The organism is Fibrobacterota bacterium, assembly GCA_019509785.1.
Taxonomy (GTDB): Bacteria; Fibrobacterota; Fibrobacteria; order UBA11236; family UBA11236; genus Chersky-265.
Window position 1 is genome coordinate 46,478 of sequence record JAEKLQ010000034.1, and the last position, 20,680, is coordinate 67,157.

Sequence of the window (20,680 nt, forward strand, 5' to 3'; positions counted from 1 at the left end):
CGCGAAGCGAACTCCAGAGCGAGTTGCGATTATCCGTGGTAGTAGAGCTCGAACTCCAAAGGAGTCGGGCGGAACTTCATCGGTTCGATCTCGGCGGTCCGCTTGTAGGTGGCATATGCTTCGAGGAAGTCGGCGTCGAATACGTCGCCGGCCGTGCACCACTCGTGATCCTTCTCGAACTCGGAATACGCTTCCTCCAGGTTCTTCGAGGTCGACGGGATGTTCTTGAGCTCTTCCGGGGGCAGTTCGTAGATGTTCTTGTTCATCGGCGCGCCCGGGTCGATCTGCTTCTTGATGCCGTCGGCCATGGCCATCAGCATCGCGGCGAACGTCAGATACGGCGATCCGGAGGAATCCGGGCAACGGAACTCGAAGCGGCGGGCCTTGTCGCCCTGCACGTGCGGGATGCGCACCGAGGCCGAGCGATTGGTCGCCGAGTAAGCCAGGTTCACCGGGGCTTCGTAGCCCGGCACCAGGCGGCGGTAGCTGTTGATGCTCGAGTTAGAGAAGATCTGGATCGACTTGCCATGCTTGATGATGCCGCCGATGGCGTACATGGCGGTCTGGGACAGGTTGGCGTACTTGTCGCCGGCGAAGAGGTTCTTGCCTTCCTTCCAGATCGAGGTATGCACGTGCATGCCGGAACCATTATCGCCCCACATGGGCTTGGGCATGAAGGTGGCTGTCTTGCCGTATTTGGCGGCGGTGTTCTTGACCACGTACTTCAGCTTGTGGACCTGGTCGCCGGCGGAGACCACGGTGCCGAACTTGAGGCCGATTTCGCACTGGGCGGTCGCGACTTCGTGGTGGTGGATTTCCGGGGTGAGGCCCATCTTGGCCAGGTTCATGACCATCTCGTTGCGGAGATCCATCATGGTGTCCTGGGGAGCGGCGGGGGCGTAACCGCCCTTGAAGGCCACCTTATGGGCCAAGCTGCCGGGATTGCCGCTGGTCCAAGGACCTTCGTTGGTCTCGATGGAGTAGCTGGCGCTGCGGACGGTGGACGAGTAGGTCATTCCGTCGAACACGAAGAATTCCGGCTCCGGGCCCATGAAGGCGAGGTCGCCGATCCCCTGGCTCTTCAGGTATTCCAAGGCCTTCTTGGCGATGGAACGGGGGTCGCGATTGTAGGGTTGTCCGGTCCGGGGCTCGATAATGTCGCAGTACATGCCGATGGTGGGCACGGCTACGAAAGGGTCGAGGTAGGCGGAAGCCGGGTCGGGCTTCATGATCATGTCGGAAGCTTCGATGCCCTTCCAGCCGCGGATGGAGGAACCGTCGAAGGCCATTCCGACCTTGAACATTTCATCGTCCATACGGGACACGGGAAAGGTGAAATGCTGGAGCTGACCGAACATATCTCCGTAAAGCAGGTCCACGAACTGGACGTTGTTGTCCTTGGCTAGTTTCATGACTTCGGCGGGGGTCATATCGTCTTCTCTTCCTCCTGAAGATGGTTGGTCAAGCTTCCTAAAAAGCCCGAGCTATTGAAAAATAACGAGGGGAAATTAGAAAAAATCGCTTGGATTCCTGATCGACAATGGCTGACAAAAGTGACCCTTGATTTGACAATGGTCTGTTTTTGTCATTTTTTGCCTTCCTCTCCTCCACCGACGTTTTGGGCTGATCCGAATTTGTTAATCCGATTTCCCTATTTCCTTCGTATTCCCTCTGCCCCAAACTGGGGTTAGGCTATATGGCAAGCTAGTACTGTGCCAGTCCGCTGGATTTCCTTTAGCCCCTCCGTGTCGGCGCTTGCGCGCTTCTCCGTCTTAAGGGCATGGTCGAGTGGCCCCTCTCGGTCGGTGCTGGCGCGCCTCTCCCTCTCGCGGCGCTCGGTAAATCGGTCTGTACCGCAGCGCTCGAGGGGTTCGCTTCGGTCAAAGGGTCGGCGCAAGCCAGTTTCGCGTCTACAACCAGATTCCTAGCGCCTCTCCCTCTCGCGGTGCTCGGTAAATCGGTCTGTACCGCAGCGCTCAAGGGGTTCGGGGAAGCCGGCTCTTCGTTTAAGACCCTGCGGTCGATTTGAATTCTGGAAGCGGAGTCTGAGAAGATGGGGTTTAAGGCTTGAAGTCCTGGTAGAGGCGGGAGGCTTGGGGCTCGCGCTGCTTGGTGTATTTGCCCTTATAGAAGGTTATCTCGCCTTCGGGGCGCATGAAGTAGACTTGGCCGATGCGGACGTCGGGGTAGACGCGGATGGGGTGGACGACTTCGATCTCGAGGGTCCAGGTGGGGAATTGGCAGACGGGGTTGCCGTTTTCGTCGGGGAGGTAACCCCAGCCTACGTCGCCGAACCCGGCGGTGATGTGGGTGTTGATGCCTAAGCGGCCGATGGAGCTGCGGCCTTCGAACATCGGGACGAATCGGTTGCTGGTGGCGGTCTCGTTGCTGCAACCGAGGTAGAGCATGCCGGGTTCGAGGACCAGGCCATCGTCGGGAATGACCAGGGATCGGGTGGGGTTGTCCAGCTTCATGTCGAGCACGGCGCCGGGAGGCAGGTCATAGACCAGCAGCTTACGGTTCAGCGAGACGTCGTATGAGTTGGGGCCCAGGTTCGCCGGGATGAACGGAGCGACATGGATCGTCCCCAGTTCCATCTGCTTCAGGATTTCTTTGCCGGTCAGGACCATGGCGCGGGTAAAGCTATAAAATTGCCCGAGAAGATTCGCCGCGCGATTCCGCCCCGCGTCGCTTTGCCGAACAGCCGTGGGCGTTTACCTTGTGTGCATGGTTTTCCGGGCGGCATTCCTGGCCGCGCTATTATCCCTGGCTGCCTTCGCAGGCGGGCCTGCCTGCACTTCCTTGGAGTTGGTCGGGCCGGGCGCTCCCCGCGGCGGGGCGCCACGGGAAATCCCCATTTACCTCGCCATTCCGGATTCCCTCGGGCCCTTCGCGGTACGGCCTTTCCTGATCGCGCCGCCCGAGTCTGCCAAAGCCATGCTGGCGCGGACCGAAAACGGCTTCGAGGTCATGGGGAAGCCTGAGCGTCGGTTGCTGCGCGCCTTGCGCATTTGGCTCGATGGCGACGCGCGCGGGGCAGGGGAGGAGATCGCCGCGCTTCTGCCCCACGCTTCTGCCGCATTACGACCGATCCTCAAGACCGACAAAGCCCTGCTCCTCTACGCCGCCGGTTTCGGGCCCGATGCGGAGAAGGAGTGGCTGGCGCAATCGGCTCCTGCGGGCGCCTGCAAGGATCCGGCGCGCAAAAACCTTTTCTCATACTACCTCGATCATCGCGAATTGGAAAAGGCCCGGTCCGCCTTGGATCGTTTCCTGGCCGCCGAACCGAAGGACAAATGGGCCAACGATGCCAAGGCCTATCTGGTGCGGCTAGCCGCTTCCGACGACGAATGGGAAGCCTTCCTGAAGGAGAAATCCGAAGGCAGGGATTCGCTCTTCGACATCCAAATCGCTTACGCCGATTTGCTCAAGTCCCAAGGCCGTTATGAGGAATCCAAGCGTTATTATAACCGCGGTCTGGAAGGATCTCCGCGCAATGGGCCCGCCTGGTTGCAACTGGCCGAAGTCTATGACCGGCTGGAGATGCCTTTCCTCGCCTGGGAAGCGTTGGACAACGCCTTCGCCGCCGGGATCGCGGACGCGAAAGTGTTCGAGGTCCTGAGCCGGGTGCTAATGCACGCGAGCCAGTACGCGGCCGAGCGGAGATCTTGGATCGACCATGCTTTCGGCGCGCTGGACATGCGCGATCTGCGTTGGGGCTACGGTCCGGAGTGGGCCGATCGCTGCTGGCGCATGGCGGAGATCAACCTGGAGCATGGCCTGCCCGCCGATTTCCATCGCCGTTCCTTGGCGCAATTGCTTTATCACGTGTATTGCCACAACGGACGGGTCGATGCCGCGAAGGCTTTACGCGCGACTTTCTGGTTCCATTTCACCGGCCCTTCCATCGCCCGGGAAGCCCGGTTGCATGGACCGGAAAGGGATCCATCGGCCCCTTGCTTGTCCGTTGGCACGGCCGGTTGCCGATTCGGGAGCGGTCCCGTCCTGGACGTCAACTTGGGGTATGTCGCATACCCTCTGGCGAAAGCCGCGGCCGATTCCGATTTTTTCTTCGACTAGGCGATTCCTGCTTTCCGTTTAGTACTTTTCCCGCCCATCACCGACATGTGATCGCGGACACGGCGCCGCGGTGCGCTCGAATGCATTTTTCCACGCAGGGTGTTCCGTACACCCTCGGCATCCGCCCCGGCGCGGCGGAGGAGGCAGGAACTTGGCATCGGCATGGCGAACCTTTCCTAGCGGGTCATTGATCGCCGCCTTGGTCCTGGGGGCCTTGGTGTTAGGGGCGCAAGCCCGCGGGCTTATCAATACTTGTCCCGAAGTGACCGGACGGGCCGGGGACTTGGTGGTCCAGACCCCCATTCTCCAATATACGGTCACCAATTTCGATCCCAGTTGGTTCGATACCGATCATCCGGAAAAGGCGCCCACCCTTTTCACCCTCTTCATCAATCCCGAATTCAAGAAGTACGCCAAGGCCTTGCGTCTGCGGGTGCAGGTGTTGGCGGATACTTCCCTTGGGAGGAGCCATGATCAGAACGACGTCTTGATCGCGTTCGATCGCACCTCCAATCCCCTGGACTCGATGGATATCGGCCGGGTTATCCCCTCACAACAGGTTTTCGATTTGTCCTGGGAGGCCGGAGGGGTGAGCTTCACCAAGAGTTCCTTGTATGACGTAATCCTGCAAAAGCGCGCGGCACCCGAGATGAATCTAACCTTCAGGTTCAACCTCACTTGCGAGGACGATGTATTTATCCAGGCCCAATCCGAGCCGATCAAATTGGGCGACATCGGCCATCTCCGCTACGTGAAAATGATCCAGGCGCTTTATCCGGGCACCAGCGTCAGCAGCGCGGTTCCGGTTCCCATCTATACCGTAACGCCCATCTTCAAGGTGGCCAGCGAACTGTTCAACAAAATCGAGTTCGATTACCCTCCGGATCAACCCAAGATCGAAATCTTCCTCTACGAGGTTCCGGCGGGAACCAATCCCAAGGACGCATTGGACGGGATGGAGTACGCCAAGTTCGGGCTCTTCAACGAATCGCCCAGCGCTTATCCCGCGGGCTTGCCGCTGCTCTTGCCTGGGATGACCTACGTCTGGCGGGCCCGGGCCGTATTGCGCGGGCCTACCACCGATTACCTCTATTCGGATCCGCTCTACTTCAAGGTGGACGAGCGTTTGGAAGGCGGATCTTCGGTCCCAGCACCGCAGGTGGGGGATATCCGCACCTTGGCCGAGCAAATCAAGTACGGGGACGATTACGGCAAGCGCGTCATGGCCGCCCTCAAGATCATCCTGGGGGATAATTTCGAAATCTTCGATCAGTCGCGTAACGGGAAGATCCCCGCCAAGGGTCAAATCCGCCTGAATGGGCATCCTTATTCTTTGGAGGAACTGGAGCGGCTGGCGCGGGACTTCCACCAGGCGCGCCTTTCGGTGACCCGGATGAGGTTCCAATGAAGTTAGGGCTCGCTCTCATTGCCTTCGCGGCTTTGCCCTTGTTCGCGGCTTCCAATCCGCTGGGCGTCATCAAATCGGTAAAGGGCGATGTGAAACTGGCGGCGACGGATTCGGCCCTCGCGCCGGCGGCGGGCGCGATGTTGTTCCGCCAAGGCGCGCGCTTTGAAACGGGTGTGGAAAGCAAGGCCATGCTTCGCCTTCTGCCGGACAATGCCTTCCTGGACGTGCGGCCGCAATCGGCTTTTACCCTGAAACGCATCAAGACCCGGGTGGCTTTGGGCCAGAAGGGAGCGGCAGCCGAAAAGGAAGTTCGGGCGCGGCGCCTGATCCTGGAGAAGGCGGAAGTGGTGGTGGGCCTCAAGAAGAAGAGCGATCCGGTGCAATGCGCGAACGCGCAGACGGTGGCTACCGCCGCGGCCGGAAGGTTTTCCTGCCGCAGCGATGAAAAAGCCACGGCCACCTTCCTGGTACAGGATGGCGAGTTGTCCATCTACAACCGGCCCAAGGATATCACGGTCACGGTACGCGCGGGACAGAAAGCGGTCTCCGATTTGGAGGGTATCAAGGTCTCCGATGCCAGCGATGCCGAGTTGGACCTGGTCGGCCTTAGCCAGAATACGCTCGAGGTCGATTTCGTGAATCCCGAAACCGAGGACTTCACGACCTTGGAAGTGGAATATGAGACCAACTAATCCGCTTCCGGCGCGCGCGCTCGTCTCGGCTTGGTTGATCCTGGCCGCGACGGCTTGGGGCGCGCCTACAGGACAGCCTACCGAATCGGGCGGGGATACCTTGGATACTTCCACTCCAGCGCCCAAGGGTATGGCGGCCGAGCCGGATTCGCTGCGACAAACCGTTGGGCCCGCATCCTCGGGAGTGACGGGGATGCGCTCAGCGGCAGGTGCGATGGATTCGGCGGTCGCCGAAGCCCCGCCCACCGATTCAGCGCATGACGCCTTCCTGGTTCCCATCGACGGCGATGTCTTTTACGAACGGCAAATCAAGGTGGTGGCCACCCTCGGAGGCGCCCCGGCCAGTTCGGTGCTGCTGTTGGACGGGTACCCCGAAAGCCAGCCGCTCGCATTGAACGACGGGGTGGTGAGCGCCACCCTGATCGGGCTCAAGTCGGGGGTGCATGAATTGACCCTGTTGCTTTTCAACGAGCGGACCGAGATTATCGGCAAGCAGATGGTGCGGTTTTTCGTGCGCGTACCGGAACCCGAGCGGAAGGCGCGCGCCGGGGCCTTTCGGCAGTTCGGCCACGTATTCAGCAAGCTGGATTTGAAAAACGGCGAGGCGCAAGGCCGCGTGCTCTCCCAAAGCGAATTGAAACTGAAGCCCGGAACGGATACCGCTTTGATCGCGGGAAAGAAGGAGGCGCCCGTTTCCGAACAGCTGGATGGCGTGGCCGAAGCCGCTTACAACGTCAAGTACAAGCAGTTCGAGGCTTACGGCAAGGTGCTGGGACGCACGGATGAAAACCGGTTCCGGCAGCCAAGCGATCGCATCACCGCCAACGTGAAATACGGGCCCTGGGCGTCGCTGAAGGCGGGGGACGTCTATCCGCTCTACAATCCCTTGCTCTTGAACGGCACGCGGGTAAGGGGCGCCGAAGCCGCCTTGAACCTGACCCTGGGGGAGACTACTTGGGGGACCTTGCGCGCTGTGCGCGGCGAGAGCCGCCGAGAGGTTCCCGCTTACCTCGTCAAATACGATACCGGGGACGGGACCCGCATTGATACCGTGCCCGGCACCTTCGCGCAGACCTTGACGGCCGTGCGTCTGGGGGTGGGAGGAGGACCGGCTTTCGATTTGGGATTCACCATCATGAAAGCTTCCGACGATGAAGGCTCGGCCGATCGATTCCGGGTGAATTCCATCCTGCATGGCGTGCGCCCGACGGAAAACGTAGTGCCGGGAATCGACTTGCGCGTCGGCGCCTGGGACGGGCGCATCCAGTTCTACGCCAACTCCGCCTTGAGCCTCTACACGCGGGACAAGTCCCTGGGGGCCTTCGCACCGGACAGCTTCCAGGTGGATTTCAATCCCAAGCATTACGAGGATTATTTCATCGTCAATTCCACCACGCGAGGCTGGCAGTACCTGTTGTCGCCCCAGAGCGGCGGCGAATCCGACGTCAGCGGTTTCATCAGCTCGGAGAGCGCCTTGGAATCCGGCATCGTCACCTCTATCCCGTTCCAGGGGATGGTGGAGGAATTCGAATTCCGCTATTCGCATCTGGGGTTGGACTACCATAGCGAAGGCAATCCGTTCCTGGGCGGGAACCCGGGGGACGGATTCACCGTCATCGAAAAATTGTCCGTGCTCGACAACCGCGTTTCCGTGGCCATGGAGTTGGGGCAATACGGCCAGGACCTTGGCCTCACTTCCCAGGAGCAGCGTACCCTGAAGGTGGACTTGCGCTTCACTCCCGGCCCCTACAATCCCAGCTTCTGGGTCGGGGGCGGTCGATCCAATATCGTGCCCGAAGGCACATATGCCCATCAGTTCAGTTCCAGCTTCCTGAATTTCAACACGGGCGCGTACCACCAGTTCCAATTGTCCAACGCCAAATTGCATGCGACCGTTCTGTACGGGTTTACCCAAAGCGAATACGCCTTGCGTTCGGCTTTCGCGGACGATACCCTGCCCGACTTCCCCGCCACCCGCACCCATATCGTGAACGGCATGGTGCAATACAAGATGCGCGACGTGGGATTCCTGCCCCGCCTCTCGTACACCTTCTCGAGCAACGGGATCCAGCAGCCGACCCATTCGGTCACCATGGGATTCTTGCAGCCTTTGCTGGAGGATCGCATCAAGGTGGATTTGTCGGCGACGGTGGGGCAGTATCCCAAGACCAACGAAGTCAATGATCTCACCATGGGCGGCGCCGCCGACATCGAGTACGTGCTGGGGCCGCAGCAAACCTTCCGCCTGCGGGAAAAGCTGCTGCAATACGGGGACCGCCGCCACCTGTTGGTCGGCGCCAGTTACGAAATGTTCTTTTAGGCGCCGAACGCCTTCTAAGCCTTTTCGAGGCCGCGCCGCCGCCAAGGATCGAATGGCGCCAAGTCCGCCGGCGGTTTCTCCTTGAGCATAAGTCCGACCAGGCACTGCGAGGCCAGCGGCGCCATGCTGATTCCGCTCTTGTAATGGCCCGCGCATACGGCCCATCCCCGGCTCGCGTCCAACCAACCCATCCAAGGCAAGCGATCGCGGGTGCGCGGACGGATGCCCGACCATCGTTCCAGGGCGGCGGGCGGGATTCCCGGAAGCCACTGCGCCAGTCGATCCCCGATCCAAGCCTCCCCTCGGGCATCGAAACCCTCTTCCCACGTTCCCGGTTCCGAAGTGGCCCCGCAAACCAGGGAGTCCCCCCGTGGGACCAGGTACAGCTCATCGTTCAAGTGGAACATGGCCGTCGTACCGTGGAAATCGGGGATGCGGAGCAATTGCCCCTTCACGGGAATGACCGGCGCGCGGATGCCCTGCTCCTCCAGCACCTTACCAGTCCAGGCTCCGGCCGCGATCAAGACGCGCCGCGCTTCGGCCATGCCGCCGGGGAAAGAAAGCCGGGTGAGCCCGGCCGAGCTGGTCCAGGGCCCGTTGGCGGCCTCCCGACGGAAGACAACGCCCGCGCGACGGCAGGCTTCGCGCAAGGCCGCGACCAGGTCCCGGTTCTGCACGTAGGCTTCGCCGGGAAAGCGATAGGTACGCACGCGGGCAACCGGGGTGCGCCCGGAGAGCGGCGCAGGTAACGTGTCAGTTACCGTGTAGGCCGTCGCCTTTTCCCGGGCGAACTGCCGTTCTTTTTCGCCCAGCCTTTTGACCGCCCGGGGATCGTCCAAGTTGAAGACCATCCAGTCGCCTGCCTGGGCATAAGGGATGTCCAGGCTGGACGCGGCCCGGAGCTCTTCGAGCCAGGCAGGATACATCCGGATCGATCGCACGTAGAAGCCCCGGAAGTCGGATTGGAATACATGCGCATCCCGGGTGACCAAGATACCCGCGGCGGCCCAGGAAGCCTGCGCCCGGGTGGCTTCCGGATCGAAAACCAGAACGGATAGGCCGCGCCGGGAGGCTTCCCAGGCGCATGCCAAGCCCATGACGCCGGCGCCGGCGATGGCGAGATCGAAAGGGCCGGGGTGGGTCATTTGTTTATGAGAGGGTATAGGGTTAAGGGACAGGGAAAAACGCCGGTTTCATCTTCATACCCTTAACCCTGTACCCTTTACCCTACTTCTTCCCTCCCCAAAACTTCGGATCCGCCGCGCTCGCTTCGGCCAGGTCGGCGAAGAAATGGATTTGGCTGCGGACCGCCGAATGGAAATCGGCGAGACCCAAGGATTCGTTTTCCGAATGGGCGTTGGTGTAGGGATCTTCGATCCCGACCAATAATGCCGGAATATCGCCCAGTACGCGCGTGAAGCTGTCCACGAAGGGGATGGTGCCGCCGCACCCGATCAAGACCGCTTCCCGGCCATAGCCGCGGCCCAACGACTGCTTGGCCACCGAAAAGACCGGGTGATCGGGGCGGGTCATCCAGGGGTTGGCGCCCTGCTCGGGTACGACCTCGACTTTAAGGCCCCAGGGGCAATTCTTTTCCAGGAATTCCTTCACCAGGCAGGTCGCCTTGGCATGGTCCATGTTCGGCACGAGACGTAAGCCTACGCGGGCCCAAGCGGATTCCATGATGACGTTGCCGGCGATTTTCTTCCCGCCCGACTGGATCGAATTGACGGCGATGCTGGGCTCGCGCCACATCTTGGCGAGCAAGCCTTCATCCTTGGCGAAAAGCCTCACGCCCGGTTCGATGCCTGCCTGCTTGCGGAACTCGGCATCGGTCAGGCCCAGCTTGCGGTAATCCGCCATCTCGGCCGCGGTCGGGGCCTTCACGTCCTCCCAGATCCCGGGAACGGCCACGCGTCCGTCCTCATCCGTCAGCTTGGCCAGCATCTTGGCCAGGCCTTGGATGGGATCGGGAATAGGGCCGCCCCACATGCCCGAGTGCAAAGGATGATCCAAGCCGGTCACGGTGACGTCCATGGAGATGAGACCGCGCAAGGTGGTCGTGAGGCTTGGCACGCCGACGTCGAAATTGCTGCAGTCGGTAAGGACCACGGTATCGGCGCGCAGCCGTTCACGGTAGGTCGCCAGGAACTGGCTCAGATGGATGGACCCGATCTCTTCTTCGCCCTCGATGATGACTTTCACGTTGAGGGGCAGGGATCCCGCCGAGCGCAACCAGGAGGCGACGCTGGCCGCATGGATGAGCACGCCCGCCTTATCGTCGGCGATGCCGCGGGCGTAGAGCCGCCCGTCCCGTTCCGTCGGCTCGAAGACGGGCGATTTCCAGATCTCTTCGCGCATGGGCGGCTGCACGTCATGATGGGCGTAAAGCAGAACCGTGGGCGCGCCGGGCCGCTTCAGCCAATCGCCGTAAACGTACGGATGCGTCCCGGGAATGCGCATGATCTCTACGTTCTCGAAGCCGGCCGCCTTGAGGATTTCCGCGGTGCATTCCGCCGAGCGCTCCACTTCCTTCGCATCGAAGCCGTCGAAGCTGACCCCGGGGATCTTCGTCAAGCGGATGAGATCCTGGAGATGCTTGGCCTTGTCGTCCTCGTAGCGGGCCAATGCGGCTTTCGTTCCCTCGCGTTCAACCATGCGCCGCCCCCGCCACCGATTCCCATTCCTCGCGCACCTTTTCCATCAACGGCCGGATGGCCTCCTCGCGCATGTCGAATTTCAATCCGCCTCCTTCGAAGAGCTCCCGTAACCTGCGGGTTCCCCCCAGGCTCAGGCCCCGCTTGTAATCCGCCAAGGCCTGCTTCTCGTCCTTAAGCGACTTGAGCCACACCTGCAAGGCGCCCAGTTGGGCGATGCCGTACTCGATATAGTAGAAGGGCACTTCGAAAATGTGCAGCTGACGATGCCAGGCATGGGCGCGGAACTCCTCCAGCCCGGTCCAATCCAGGTTGGATCCGAAGCGCGCGTCCAGGCCCAGCCAGGCGGCCTTGCGTTCCGATTGCGTATGCCCGGGATGCGTGTATAGCCAATGCTGGAAGGCATCCACGGTGGCGACCCAGGGCAAGAGGCGGAACACTTCCTCGTCCTCGGTCTGGATGGCGCGGCGGCGTTCCTCTTCCGAATAGAACTCGTCGAGGTAACGGGCGCCCAGGCGCTCCATGGACATGGAAGCCACTTCGCTGAACTCCATAGGCGCGCCGCGGTTGAAGCCGAGCGGCATCGCGCGGGTATAGAAAAGATGGAAGGCGTGCCCGCTTTCGTGCAGCAGGGTGAACACGTCTTCGTTCATGCCCACGGCGTTCATGAAAATGAAGGGCAGGCGTACCTCGTTAAGGCTGCACTGGTAGCCGCCCGGCGCTTTGCCGATCCGGTTCTCCAGATCCATCAGGCCGTTGTCCGTCATGGTCTTGTAGAATCCGGCCAGTTCCGGATCCATTCGCGTGAAGATCGTCCTCACGCCTTCGACCAAGCGTGAGGCTTCCCGGAACGGATTCAGAGGCGGGCGCCCGAGGGGATCGCAGCTCAAATCCCAAGGGCGCAGGGCGCTTAAGCCCAGCTTCTCGCGCCGGTAATCCAGGCTCTTGCGGAAGAGCGGGACGACCGCCTTTTCCACGCTGGCTTGGAAGGCGTAACAGTCTTGCGGGGTATAGTCGGTGCGGTGGTTGGCCTTGAAGCTATAGGCCACGAAATCCGGAAGCCCCAGGTTACGGGCCACCTGGTTGCGCAGGGTCAGTAGCTCATCGAAGAGATCGTCCAGCCTCTGCTTTTCCCGGCTGCGGCGTTCGGCCATCTTCATCCAGGCCTTTTCGCGGATGGAGCGATCGTTACCCTGCAGGTAAGGCGCCAACTGGCTTAAGGTCTTGGTCTCGCCGTCCCAGTCCACGGTCATATCGCCGCAGATTTTCTGGTAGGCCTGGGACAACTTGGAAATTTCGGTATGCAGGGGGATATTGCTGTCGGTGAACAATTCCACGCTTATTTGCAGCGATTCCAGCCACTGCCCGTACTCTTCCTTGGGAAGATGCTTGGCTTCGGGATGGGCGATCGCCTTCTTATTCAGCTCATCGATTACCGGCGCCATCGCCGGCTCCACGGTCTCCACGAAATCCAGATAAGCCTTCTGCTTGGCCGAATCCTGGGTAAAACAAGTCATGCCGATATAGAGCCGGGAACCCTCTTCATGCACGGCATCGCTCAGTTCCGCGTAGTCCCTGATCCACTTCAGCAGGGCGGCGCGGTCGGGAAGTGGGCGGGCATTGAGCTCTTCCAGATAGGGTTTGATGCCCTCCCAGGCGGATAAGTCCGCATCCGCCGCTATGAAACTACGCGGGAATTCCGGGCTGGGACGGGGCACCTTGGCCACCCAAGCGGGGACCACGCTGGCCGCTACGGCTGCTTGTTGTTCCGATCCCGCTTTTCCCATTCCCTCTCCTCCGCGGCCCATCCCCGGGGCCGCCGCAAACATGATGTCGTCCGATAAACAGCCTTTACGGGACAACTGGTAAGATAAAAAAGGGGGGACCTTCGTGAACGGTTTTCCTCGCCTTCCGGGATTGGGCCCCATGGCGCGGGAGGCTCTTTGCTATTTTTGCCGCTCCCAACCAAAGGCCCCTCCGGATGTCCATGACCGAAGAAATCCTCAAGCGCCGCACCTTCGCCATCGTGAGCCATCCGGACGCCGGCAAGACCACCATCACGGAAAAATTCCTGTGGTTCGGCAAGGTGATCCGCGAAGCCGGGCACGTGCGCGCCAAGGCCAACAAGAAGTTCACCACCTCGGACTGGATGAAGATCGAGCAGCAGCGCGGAATTTCCGTCAGCTCCTCCGTGCTGAGCTTTCCCTATGGCGGTTGCCAGATCAATCTAGTGGACACCCCCGGCCATCAGGATTTCAGCGAGGATACCTACCGGGCACTCACCGCCGTGGATTCGGCGCTCATCCTCATCGACGCCGCCAAGGGCGTGGAGCCGCAGACCATCAAGCTGATGGAGGTTTGCAGCCTGCGCAAGACCCCCGTCACCGTATTCATGAACAAGCTGGATCGCGACGCCCAGGATCCCGTGGCCCTTATGGACGAGGTGGAACGTATCCTGGGTTTGAAATGCTCGCCCATGACCCTGCCCATCGGCAGCGGCAAGATGTTCCAAGGCGTGTATTCCTTCATCGACGAGTCGGTGCACGTGTTCAGCCCCGAGACGCCGGAAGGGGAGATGCGCAAGGTGGACGGCGTGGACGATCCCCGCCTGGACGAATGGTTCGACGCCAAGTACCTGAAGGAGTTCCGCGATCAGGCCGATTTGGTGCGGGGGGCGATGGAGACCTTCGACCGGGTCCGTTACCTGAAAGGGGAACTGGCGCCGGTTTTTTTCGGATCGGCCATCAACAATTTCGGCATAAAGCACCTGTTGGATAACTTCGTGGCCAATGCGCCCTCGCCCATGCCGCGCATCGCCGAACAGCGGGTTGTGGAAGCCACCGAGCCCCATTTCACCGGCTTCGTATTCAAGATCCAGGCCAACACGGATCCCAAGCACCGCGATCGCATCGCCTTCGTCCGGGTATGCTCGGGCCGCTTCGAACGCGGGGCCAAGGTGCTGCATTGCCCGTCCGGCCGGCAGGTCCGCCTGGCGGCGCCGTCCACCTTCATGGCCCAGGACAAGACCGTGGTGGACGAAGCTTTCGCCGGCGACATCATCGGCATCCATGATCCGGGCATGTACGGCATCAGCGATACGCTTTCGGAGTCCGAGTTCCTGAAGTACACGGGCATCCCCGATTTCGCGCCGGAGCATTTCTCCCGCGTGTACCTGGAAGATCCCCTGCGCAGCAAGCAATTGACCCAGGGCCTCAAGCAATTGTCGGAAGAAGGCGCTACCCAATTGTTCTCGCCCCTCGCGAGCCCGGTCCCGGTACTCGGCGTGGTCGGCGTGCTGCAATTCGACGTGCTCAAATTCCGCCTCGAGGAGGAATACAACGCCCGCTGCCGCCTGGAATCCGCTCCCATCTACGCGGTCCGTTGGCTTTCCGGGGACGCGGCGCAGATGGCCGAGTTCCGGTCGCAGAACACCCACGACATGGCCACCGACAAACGCGGGAACCTGGTCTATCTATGTCCGAACGAGTTCCGGCTGACCACCATGGAGAAGAATTACCCTAAGGTGATCTTCTCGAAGTTCCATCTTGAGGAATAAAACCCTCACCTAAAGAAACCGTTCCTGATAAGCGAAAAGCGTCGGGATCTTGGCCAAATCGGGGCGAATGACAAGATTTTACAGGTTCATTAGGTCCAGCGGACCTCATTATTCTTAAAATAGAACTGACTTTTTACCGGGACCTACATGTATAAGACCCATCATTACCTGCATATCCCAGTCATGGGCACAGGCTTCACTATCGATTGCCCCATCCGGGTGGCCCGATTCGGGCTCTCTTCGGTGATTTCGCTGGTGGATGATCTGCTCATCGAAAGGATCCGCAAGCATTACGCGGTCAAGTACGGATTCCCCTACGAGGCTATCACCGCTTCCCAACCGGACCCGCGCGCGCGCCGTATCTCCGCCTATCTCGACCTGGTCGACGATATCGTCAACCTGCAGGTGGCCGAGATCAAAGCCATGCCCTTCGAGCCGGGGAACGACAAATCCAAATACTTCGAGCTCCTGCCCGATACTTCGCCCACCAAGAAGCTTTACTTCGAATACCTGGCCGCTGCGCCCGGACCCGGGAAAAGCCAGCTCGAAAAACAACTCACCGATCTGATCCTGCCCGGCAAGATCGACGGCAATATCATGACCAAGCTGGACCGGATCAATTACGATCGGGAAGGCCACGTGATGTCCATGGAGCACGCGGACGCCAAGGCGGCCCTGCGCGGTTTCGCGAAGTCGAAAATCCGCGCCGACATGGTTTTTTCCGCCGGCATCAATCCTACTCTGTACGGTTACATGGAGAACTTCCCGGACTTCTATCGCACGGCGGAAGGCCCTGCCAAGAAGGGCGTCATCCTCAAGGTTTCCGATTACCGATCCAGCGTCATCCAGGGCAAGTTCCTGGCCAAGAAAGGCATCGAGGTCCGCGAGTTCCGCATCGAATCCGGGCTTAACTGCGGCGGCCACGCCTTCGCATCGGACGGTTACCTGATGGGACCGATCCTCCAGGAATTCAAGGACAACCGCGGCAATTTCCCGACCATGTTCGAACCGCCTATCGCGGCCTATTACGAGAAGAAAGGCTGGCAATACCCGAGCGAAGCGAAGGACCGCCAAATCCCCGTAACCGCCCAGGGCGGCATCGGAAATCATGCCGAGGTACGGCGCCTGATGGACGATTACGGCATCGACGCCACCGGTTGGGCGAGCCCGTTCCTGCTGGTCCCCGAGGCCACGGCCCTGGATGCGCATACCCGCAAGCTCCTGGCCGAGGCCAAGGAAGAGGATCTCTATCTCAGCGATGTGTCGCCCTTGGGAGTGGTCTTCAACAATCTGCGCACCTCTTCGTCCCACGAGTGGGCGCGGAAACAGATCGATGCGGGGAAGCCGGGTTCAGCCTGCCCGAAGAAATTCCTGGTCAGCAATACCGAGTTCACGGATAAGCCCATCTGCACCGCTTCCAAGGAATTCCAGGGACAGAAGCTCACGGCCATGGGATTCGGAGAGGTACCTCCGTCGGATACGCCTCAGCCCGAGGTACAGACCGTTTACGCCAAGCATTGCATTTGCGATCAGCTCGGGAACGGCGCATTGATTGACTTGGGAGTCGTGAAGCCCGAGATGCCGGTATCCGTCTGCCCGGGCCCGAACATCGCTTACTTCGATCGGCTCTATTCATTGCGCGAGATGGTCGATTATATCTACGGCAGGGGCCCATCCTTGACTCCCGCCGATCGTCCCCACATGTTCAGCAAGGATCTGGTCATGTCGGTGGATTACTTCGGTAAGCTCGTGGAGAAGCTGGCGCCGGGGGATAACAAGGCATTCGCCTACCTGGCGCTGTTCAAGACCAATCTCGAAGCCGGGTTGGGCTATTACCAAGGCTTCGTTAAGAAGCCGGCATTCCCCGGGGAAAACTTGGGCTCCCTCCAGGAAACCATGGATGCCCAGGGCCTACGACTGATTGAGTTGTGGGTAAAGGCTCAAGCCAAGATGCCAAGCGAAGCTCCGGCGCAAGCGGTCAAGGTCGCCTGAACAAGAGCGGGATGTCAATTGCCCAAGTTATCCCCCTTTTTTTCTTGAGTAGATATTCCTTTTAGAATCAGTGACTTAGACAGCTCGTCCGGTCGCCTATCCCCAGCCGCCCTAGCATCACTTTTTCCATAAGGAAACGCCCCCTTGGGGCTTGCTTGCTTCAATTTATCTCGGATTACTATTTATTTCCTAAGCCATTGAATTTAAACGCATTATAGATATTGTGACGCGGAATGTCCCCGCATTCTCTTTATATTTTCATCTCGACAGGGTTTGCCGCCCTCGCCTAGAATGAACTTATATGTCCACCCCGCATGCTTCCCTCCGCTTCTTGATCGCAGGCCTTCTGCTCCCCGTATGTTCGTCCGCGTCTGATTCGACGCATGCCATCGATCCCGCTTCCGAAGCGAGCGTCGCCCGCCTCGGGCGCGATCAAAAATTGGAACTCAATTCGCGTTGGGATTTGGGTTATTACCTGTTCCAGATCCAGGAATTCGGCGCCGCCGCCAAGGAGTTCGAGAAGATCCGCACGGTTCTTCCCAAGGACGGTTCCCTGTTGGCCTTGATCGGATCATGCTATTCGATGTCGGGCCAATGGAAAGAGGGCGAAAAAGCCCTGCTGGAAGCCAAAGCCCAGAATCCCGATGACGAGGACATCAACGGCCTGCTGGGCCAATTCTATATCACCGCCGGCCAGTCGCTGAAAGGCGCTGCCTATCTGGAGCATTCCTTGAAGGTGACCCCGGAGCAGGATGATCTACGGGCCCATCTGGCCAACCTGTATTTGGAAGCCGGCCAAACCGAACGCGCGCGGTATCACTTGGAATGGTTGCTGCGGGGTAGGGGCGAGGATTCGGCAAAGGGCTTCGGTTTTCCCGAGCTCGACTATGCCTATGCACGCTGCCTCCTACTCTCGGGCCGATCCAAGGAAAGCCTGGCCTTCGCGGACCTGGCCCATCGCTCCGATCCTGCCAATCCCCGTTATTCCCGCGTGCTCGGCTTGGCCCTGATGGCCAATAGCCGTTACGCCGACGCCGCGCGGATGCTGGCGGAAGGCCGGACTGAATTACAAGGGGAGCCGTTAGTCTACTTGCAATGGGGAGAAGCCCTGTTCCTCGACCGCCGCTGGGAAGAAGCCGAGGCCGTTTGGCTGGAAGGGATCAGCCGATTCCCGGCTTCCTACGAACTGCTGGGACGACTGGCGGAATTCCATATCGCCACGGCACGCCCAGAGAAGGCCCTCCGCGTGCTCAAGTTCGGCGAGCAGCGGAATCCCGGCCATCCGGGCAACCGTCTGCTCGAGGCACGCTTGCATCGGAAGTTGGGCCAATTCGCGGCCGCGGGGAAGTCCCTGGATCGCCTGAAGCGCATGGCCTGCGGGCCCATGGCGAACGAAGCCTTATGGGAAGAGGCGCAGTTGGATTTCGCCACCGGCAAGCTGGGGGCTTGCGACAAGGTCCTGGATCGCATGCTGCAAGGCAAGTATCGCCACGCCGAGGCGCATTTACTGAAGGCCAAACTGGCCATGTTCCGGGGGGATAAGAACGGCGCGCAAACCCAGGTTCGGCAAGCCGAGGTCGAGGTTCCGGCCACCTTGGGCTTGGCGGCATTGGCCCGGCAAACATTCGCGGATTCTCCCGAGGTGCCGGGTCTGGCCGGGCTTTTGCAGAGCGCGCCATAAACGCGCCATCCGCTTACGATCCGATTCTACCGGAATGGAAAACGCCACCTGTGAGGTAGCGTTTTCCGTTTTCGGCAACCCGGAAAATCCGGGGAGTTCTGATTAAGGCCGGGGCCTAATCTTCAGCCGGCTCGGCCCCGCCTTCGGGAGTCTCGGCGGCGCTACTGGTGTCGAGGTCGAAAAGCCTCTTCAAGGGGATGATCTTCAGGCCCTTCTTAGGATCCACGGCATCGGACATCTTATCCGCCGCGAATCCGATCAGGAGCGGATGTTCGGGATGGTTCGCTACGGACTTCACGAAGGGCGAGGAACTGTAGCCCGGCATCAGGAAGTTCACGACGAAGGTGTCGAAATCGCCCTCCTCCATCATACCCAATGCTTCTTCGGGATCATTGGCCACCTCGATGACCGCATTAGGCAGGATCTGGGTGATGATGGCAACCGTCTCATTACGCCGCTGGCCTTCTTCATCCACCACCAGGATGATCCGCTCCGAGGTATCCGTGGTACCCAGAACCGTCTCGATCGGCCCGTCTTCCTCCGCGCTCTCGTCGCCGAAAAGCGCTTCCCCTTCGACCTCGGCCTCATCCGCTTCGTCTTCCTCTTCCTCATCGGCGGGGAATAGGTCGGATTCCTTCAGAATCTCCTTGGAGGGTTTGGGCGGGGTCGGCTTCTTGGGCTGGGGCACGCCCTGAGGCGCGCCGGTGCCGGCCGGAGGCTTGGCTTTGGGATCTTTGTTCTTATCGTCGATCATGCTGTCCCGATCCTAGGTTGGAATTGGCTAAATATAAATGTTCCGCCTCATCGCCGGGATTTTCCCGCGATCAGGGCCTCGATTTCCGGTATTTCCTTGGGGATGGCCGCGCTGAGGTTGCGGCAGCCTTCCTTGGTGATCAACAGGTCGTCTTCCACGCGGATGCCGATCCACTCGGAGTACCGCCGGCCGCCCAGGGTCGCCTCGAAGTGCCCGTAAAGCCCGGGTTCGTTGGAGATTTGCCACCCCGGCCGCAACGGATAATCCTGGTAGATGCGATAAGGATCGCCATCGTGCTCTTGCTCGCCCATCAAATGGGACAGGCCATGCGGCTGGCCGCTGTAGGAGCGCCGCGCCTTGCCTCCCTTCGCGAAAAAGCGTTGCTGCAACTGCTCTTCGAGGAAGGTCCACACTTTACGGTTGAGGTTCCGGATGGTCTCGCCGGGTCGGGCGTGCCTCAGGGTCTCCTTATTGGCGTCGAGGACGATGCCGTACAGCAGGGCCTGGAGGGGATTGTATGCACCCGCCGTGGGAACGGTACGCGTTATGTCCGCATGCATGGTCCCGTAGCGGACGCCGAAGTCGAGCAGCACCAGCGATCCCGGAACGATAGGTTCGTCGTTCTTCAAGTAATGCAGCACGGTGGCGTTCTTACCCGCGGCGACGATGTTAGGGAAGGAAAGCCCGGAGGGACTGCGCTTACGCATGCCCCATTCCAGGAAGGCCGATAGCTCGTTCTCGTCCTTGAACCCTTTGATCGCCCGCAAGGTCTCGGCGAAAGCGTCGCCGGTGTGCTTCACAGCGATATCGCAGTCCTTCACCTGTTCCGGTTCGAGGGGCAGGCGCAGGCGGAAATGGAGATCCACGCAGGACCGCAACTGGAAGCCTTGGCGGCCGGCCTTGCGGATGCGCTTGAGCAGTTCTTCTTTGAACTCCCAGTTGTAATCCGTCTTGGTGCGGATGACTTTGCGGCCGCCCTCGCCGGAGGTCCCGTCGGAACGGGTCTCGTAGTAATGGTAATAGGCGTAACCGTAGGGTTTCGGGGCTTTCTTGACCAACTTCTGGAAGTACTCCGGAAAGTCTTCGAAGGGGCGAACATCCCGGATGCCGGTCAGCGCGCGCAGTTCTTCCAGATCGCTTTTGCCCTCGGGAGTGGGATCCTTCGGGTAACCGAACCGCACGCCATCCCAGAACTCCTTGGTGGCATCTTTGCGAGAGATGAAGAGGACTTCGCGCGGCTCGCCGGGGACGCCGTTCCTGCCCTTCGGGTTCAGGACCAGGATCACCTTGGGTTGATTGATTCCCGTCAGATGGATTAGCGCCGGTTCCTGGAAGATGCGCAGACCGCTCATGATCCAGATATGCTCGCTGCCGGGTTCCCGGGCGATCCCGGAGAAGACGGCGAAGCCGTCCAGTTCCTTAAGATGCGCCTGGCGGCGGGCGATCAAGCGTTCGGTGTACTTGATCCCCGCCGAGCCGACAGGGAAGACCTGGGAATACTTGCGGAGGAGAGCGGAAGTGACCTTAGCCTTGGCCATTC

14 protein-coding genes are annotated in these 20,680 nt (G+C 60.3%); 7 read left to right on the top strand and 7 right to left on the bottom strand.

The window, feature by feature from the left end:
- Positions 1-29: 29 nt before the first annotated feature.
- Complete coding sequence (glnA, locus tag JF616_09240; GenBank protein MBW8887926.1) at positions 30-1,430, bottom strand: type I glutamate--ammonia ligase; 1,401 nt, start codon at positions 1,428-1,430, stop codon at positions 30-32.
- Positions 1,431-2,060: 630 nt separating this feature from the next.
- On the bottom strand, positions 2,061-2,630 hold the full coding sequence (locus tag JF616_09245) for a dCTP deaminase (GenBank protein ID MBW8887927.1): 570 nt from the start codon (positions 2,628-2,630) through the stop codon (positions 2,061-2,063).
- 76 nt (positions 2,631-2,706) lie between these two features.
- Here JF616_09245 and JF616_09250 point away from each other — a divergent pair, with 76 nt between their 5' ends.
- The 4 genes from JF616_09250 (at position 2,707) to JF616_09265 (ending at position 8,500) form a co-directional block, all read left to right on the top strand.
- On the top strand, positions 2,707-4,080 hold the full coding sequence (locus tag JF616_09250) for a hypothetical protein (protein ID MBW8887928.1): 1,374 nt from the start codon (positions 2,707-2,709) through the stop codon (positions 4,078-4,080).
- A 151-nt stretch (positions 4,081-4,231) separates the two neighbouring features.
- Positions 4,232-5,488, top strand: a complete 1,257-nt coding sequence (locus JF616_09255; protein ID MBW8887929.1) for a hypothetical protein — start codon at positions 4,232-4,234, stop codon at positions 5,486-5,488.
- Positions 5,485-6,180 carry a hypothetical protein gene (locus JF616_09260; GenBank protein ID MBW8887930.1) on the top strand — a complete coding sequence of 232 codons (696 nt, stop codon included), beginning with the start codon at positions 5,485-5,487 and terminating at the stop codon, positions 6,178-6,180. Before JF616_09255 ends, JF616_09260 begins: the two co-directional genes overlap by 4 nt.
- A complete protein-coding gene (locus JF616_09265; GenBank protein MBW8887931.1) occupies positions 6,167-8,500 on the top strand; it encodes a hypothetical protein in 2,334 nt (777 codons plus the stop codon). The genes JF616_09260 and JF616_09265 overlap by 14 nt, the downstream gene beginning before the upstream one ends.
- Before the next feature lie 14 nt (positions 8,501-8,514).
- Here JF616_09265 and JF616_09270 read toward each other — a convergent pair whose 3' ends face one another.
- The 3 genes from JF616_09270 to JF616_09280 all read right to left on the bottom strand — a co-directional run bounded on the left by JF616_09270 (position 8,515) and on the right by JF616_09280 (position 12,944).
- The gene (locus JF616_09270; GenBank protein MBW8887932.1) at positions 8,515-9,645 is read right to left on the bottom strand and encodes an FAD-dependent oxidoreductase; all 1,131 of its coding nucleotides are present in this window, start codon (positions 9,643-9,645) and stop codon (positions 8,515-8,517) included.
- 82 nt (positions 9,646-9,727) lie between these two features.
- Positions 9,728-11,158 carry a M20/M25/M40 family metallo-hydrolase gene (locus JF616_09275; GenBank protein ID MBW8887933.1) on the bottom strand — a complete coding sequence of 477 codons (1,431 nt, stop codon included), beginning with the start codon at positions 11,156-11,158 and terminating at the stop codon, positions 9,728-9,730.
- Positions 11,151-12,944: a M3 family oligoendopeptidase gene (locus JF616_09280; protein ID MBW8887934.1), complete on the bottom strand. Its 1,794-nt coding sequence runs from the start codon at positions 12,942-12,944 to the stop codon at positions 11,151-11,153. The genes JF616_09275 and JF616_09280 overlap by 8 nt, the downstream gene beginning before the upstream one ends.
- A 200-nt stretch (positions 12,945-13,144) precedes the next feature.
- On the opposite strand from JF616_09280, the gene JF616_09285 reads away from it, so the two are divergent.
- The 3 genes from JF616_09285 to JF616_09295 all read left to right on the top strand — a co-directional run bounded on the left by JF616_09285 (position 13,145) and on the right by JF616_09295 (position 18,386).
- Positions 13,145-14,713 (top strand): peptide chain release factor 3, encoded by a 1,569-nt coding sequence (locus tag JF616_09285; GenBank protein ID MBW8887935.1) that lies wholly within the window; start codon positions 13,145-13,147, stop codon positions 14,711-14,713.
- A gap of 147 nt (positions 14,714-14,860) precedes the next feature.
- Positions 14,861-16,705, top strand: coding sequence for a hypothetical protein (locus JF616_09290; GenBank protein MBW8887936.1), 1,845 nt, complete (start codon positions 14,861-14,863; stop codon positions 16,703-16,705).
- 301 nt (positions 16,706-17,006) lie between these two features.
- Positions 17,007-18,386 (top strand): tetratricopeptide repeat protein, encoded by a 1,380-nt coding sequence (locus tag JF616_09295; protein MBW8887937.1) that lies wholly within the window; start codon positions 17,007-17,009, stop codon positions 18,384-18,386.
- 115 nt (positions 18,387-18,501) lie between these two features.
- On the opposite strand, the gene JF616_09300 is transcribed toward JF616_09295, so the two are convergent.
- A complete protein-coding gene (locus JF616_09300) occupies positions 18,502-19,140 on the bottom strand; it encodes a hypothetical protein (GenBank protein ID MBW8887938.1) in 639 nt (212 codons plus the stop codon).
- A 47-nt stretch (positions 19,141-19,187) separates the two neighbouring features.
- The gene (locus tag JF616_09305; GenBank protein MBW8887939.1) at positions 19,188-20,678 is read right to left on the bottom strand and encodes an aminopeptidase P N-terminal domain-containing protein; all 1,491 of its coding nucleotides are present in this window, start codon (positions 20,676-20,678) and stop codon (positions 19,188-19,190) included.
- Positions 20,679-20,680: the final 2 nt, after the last annotated feature.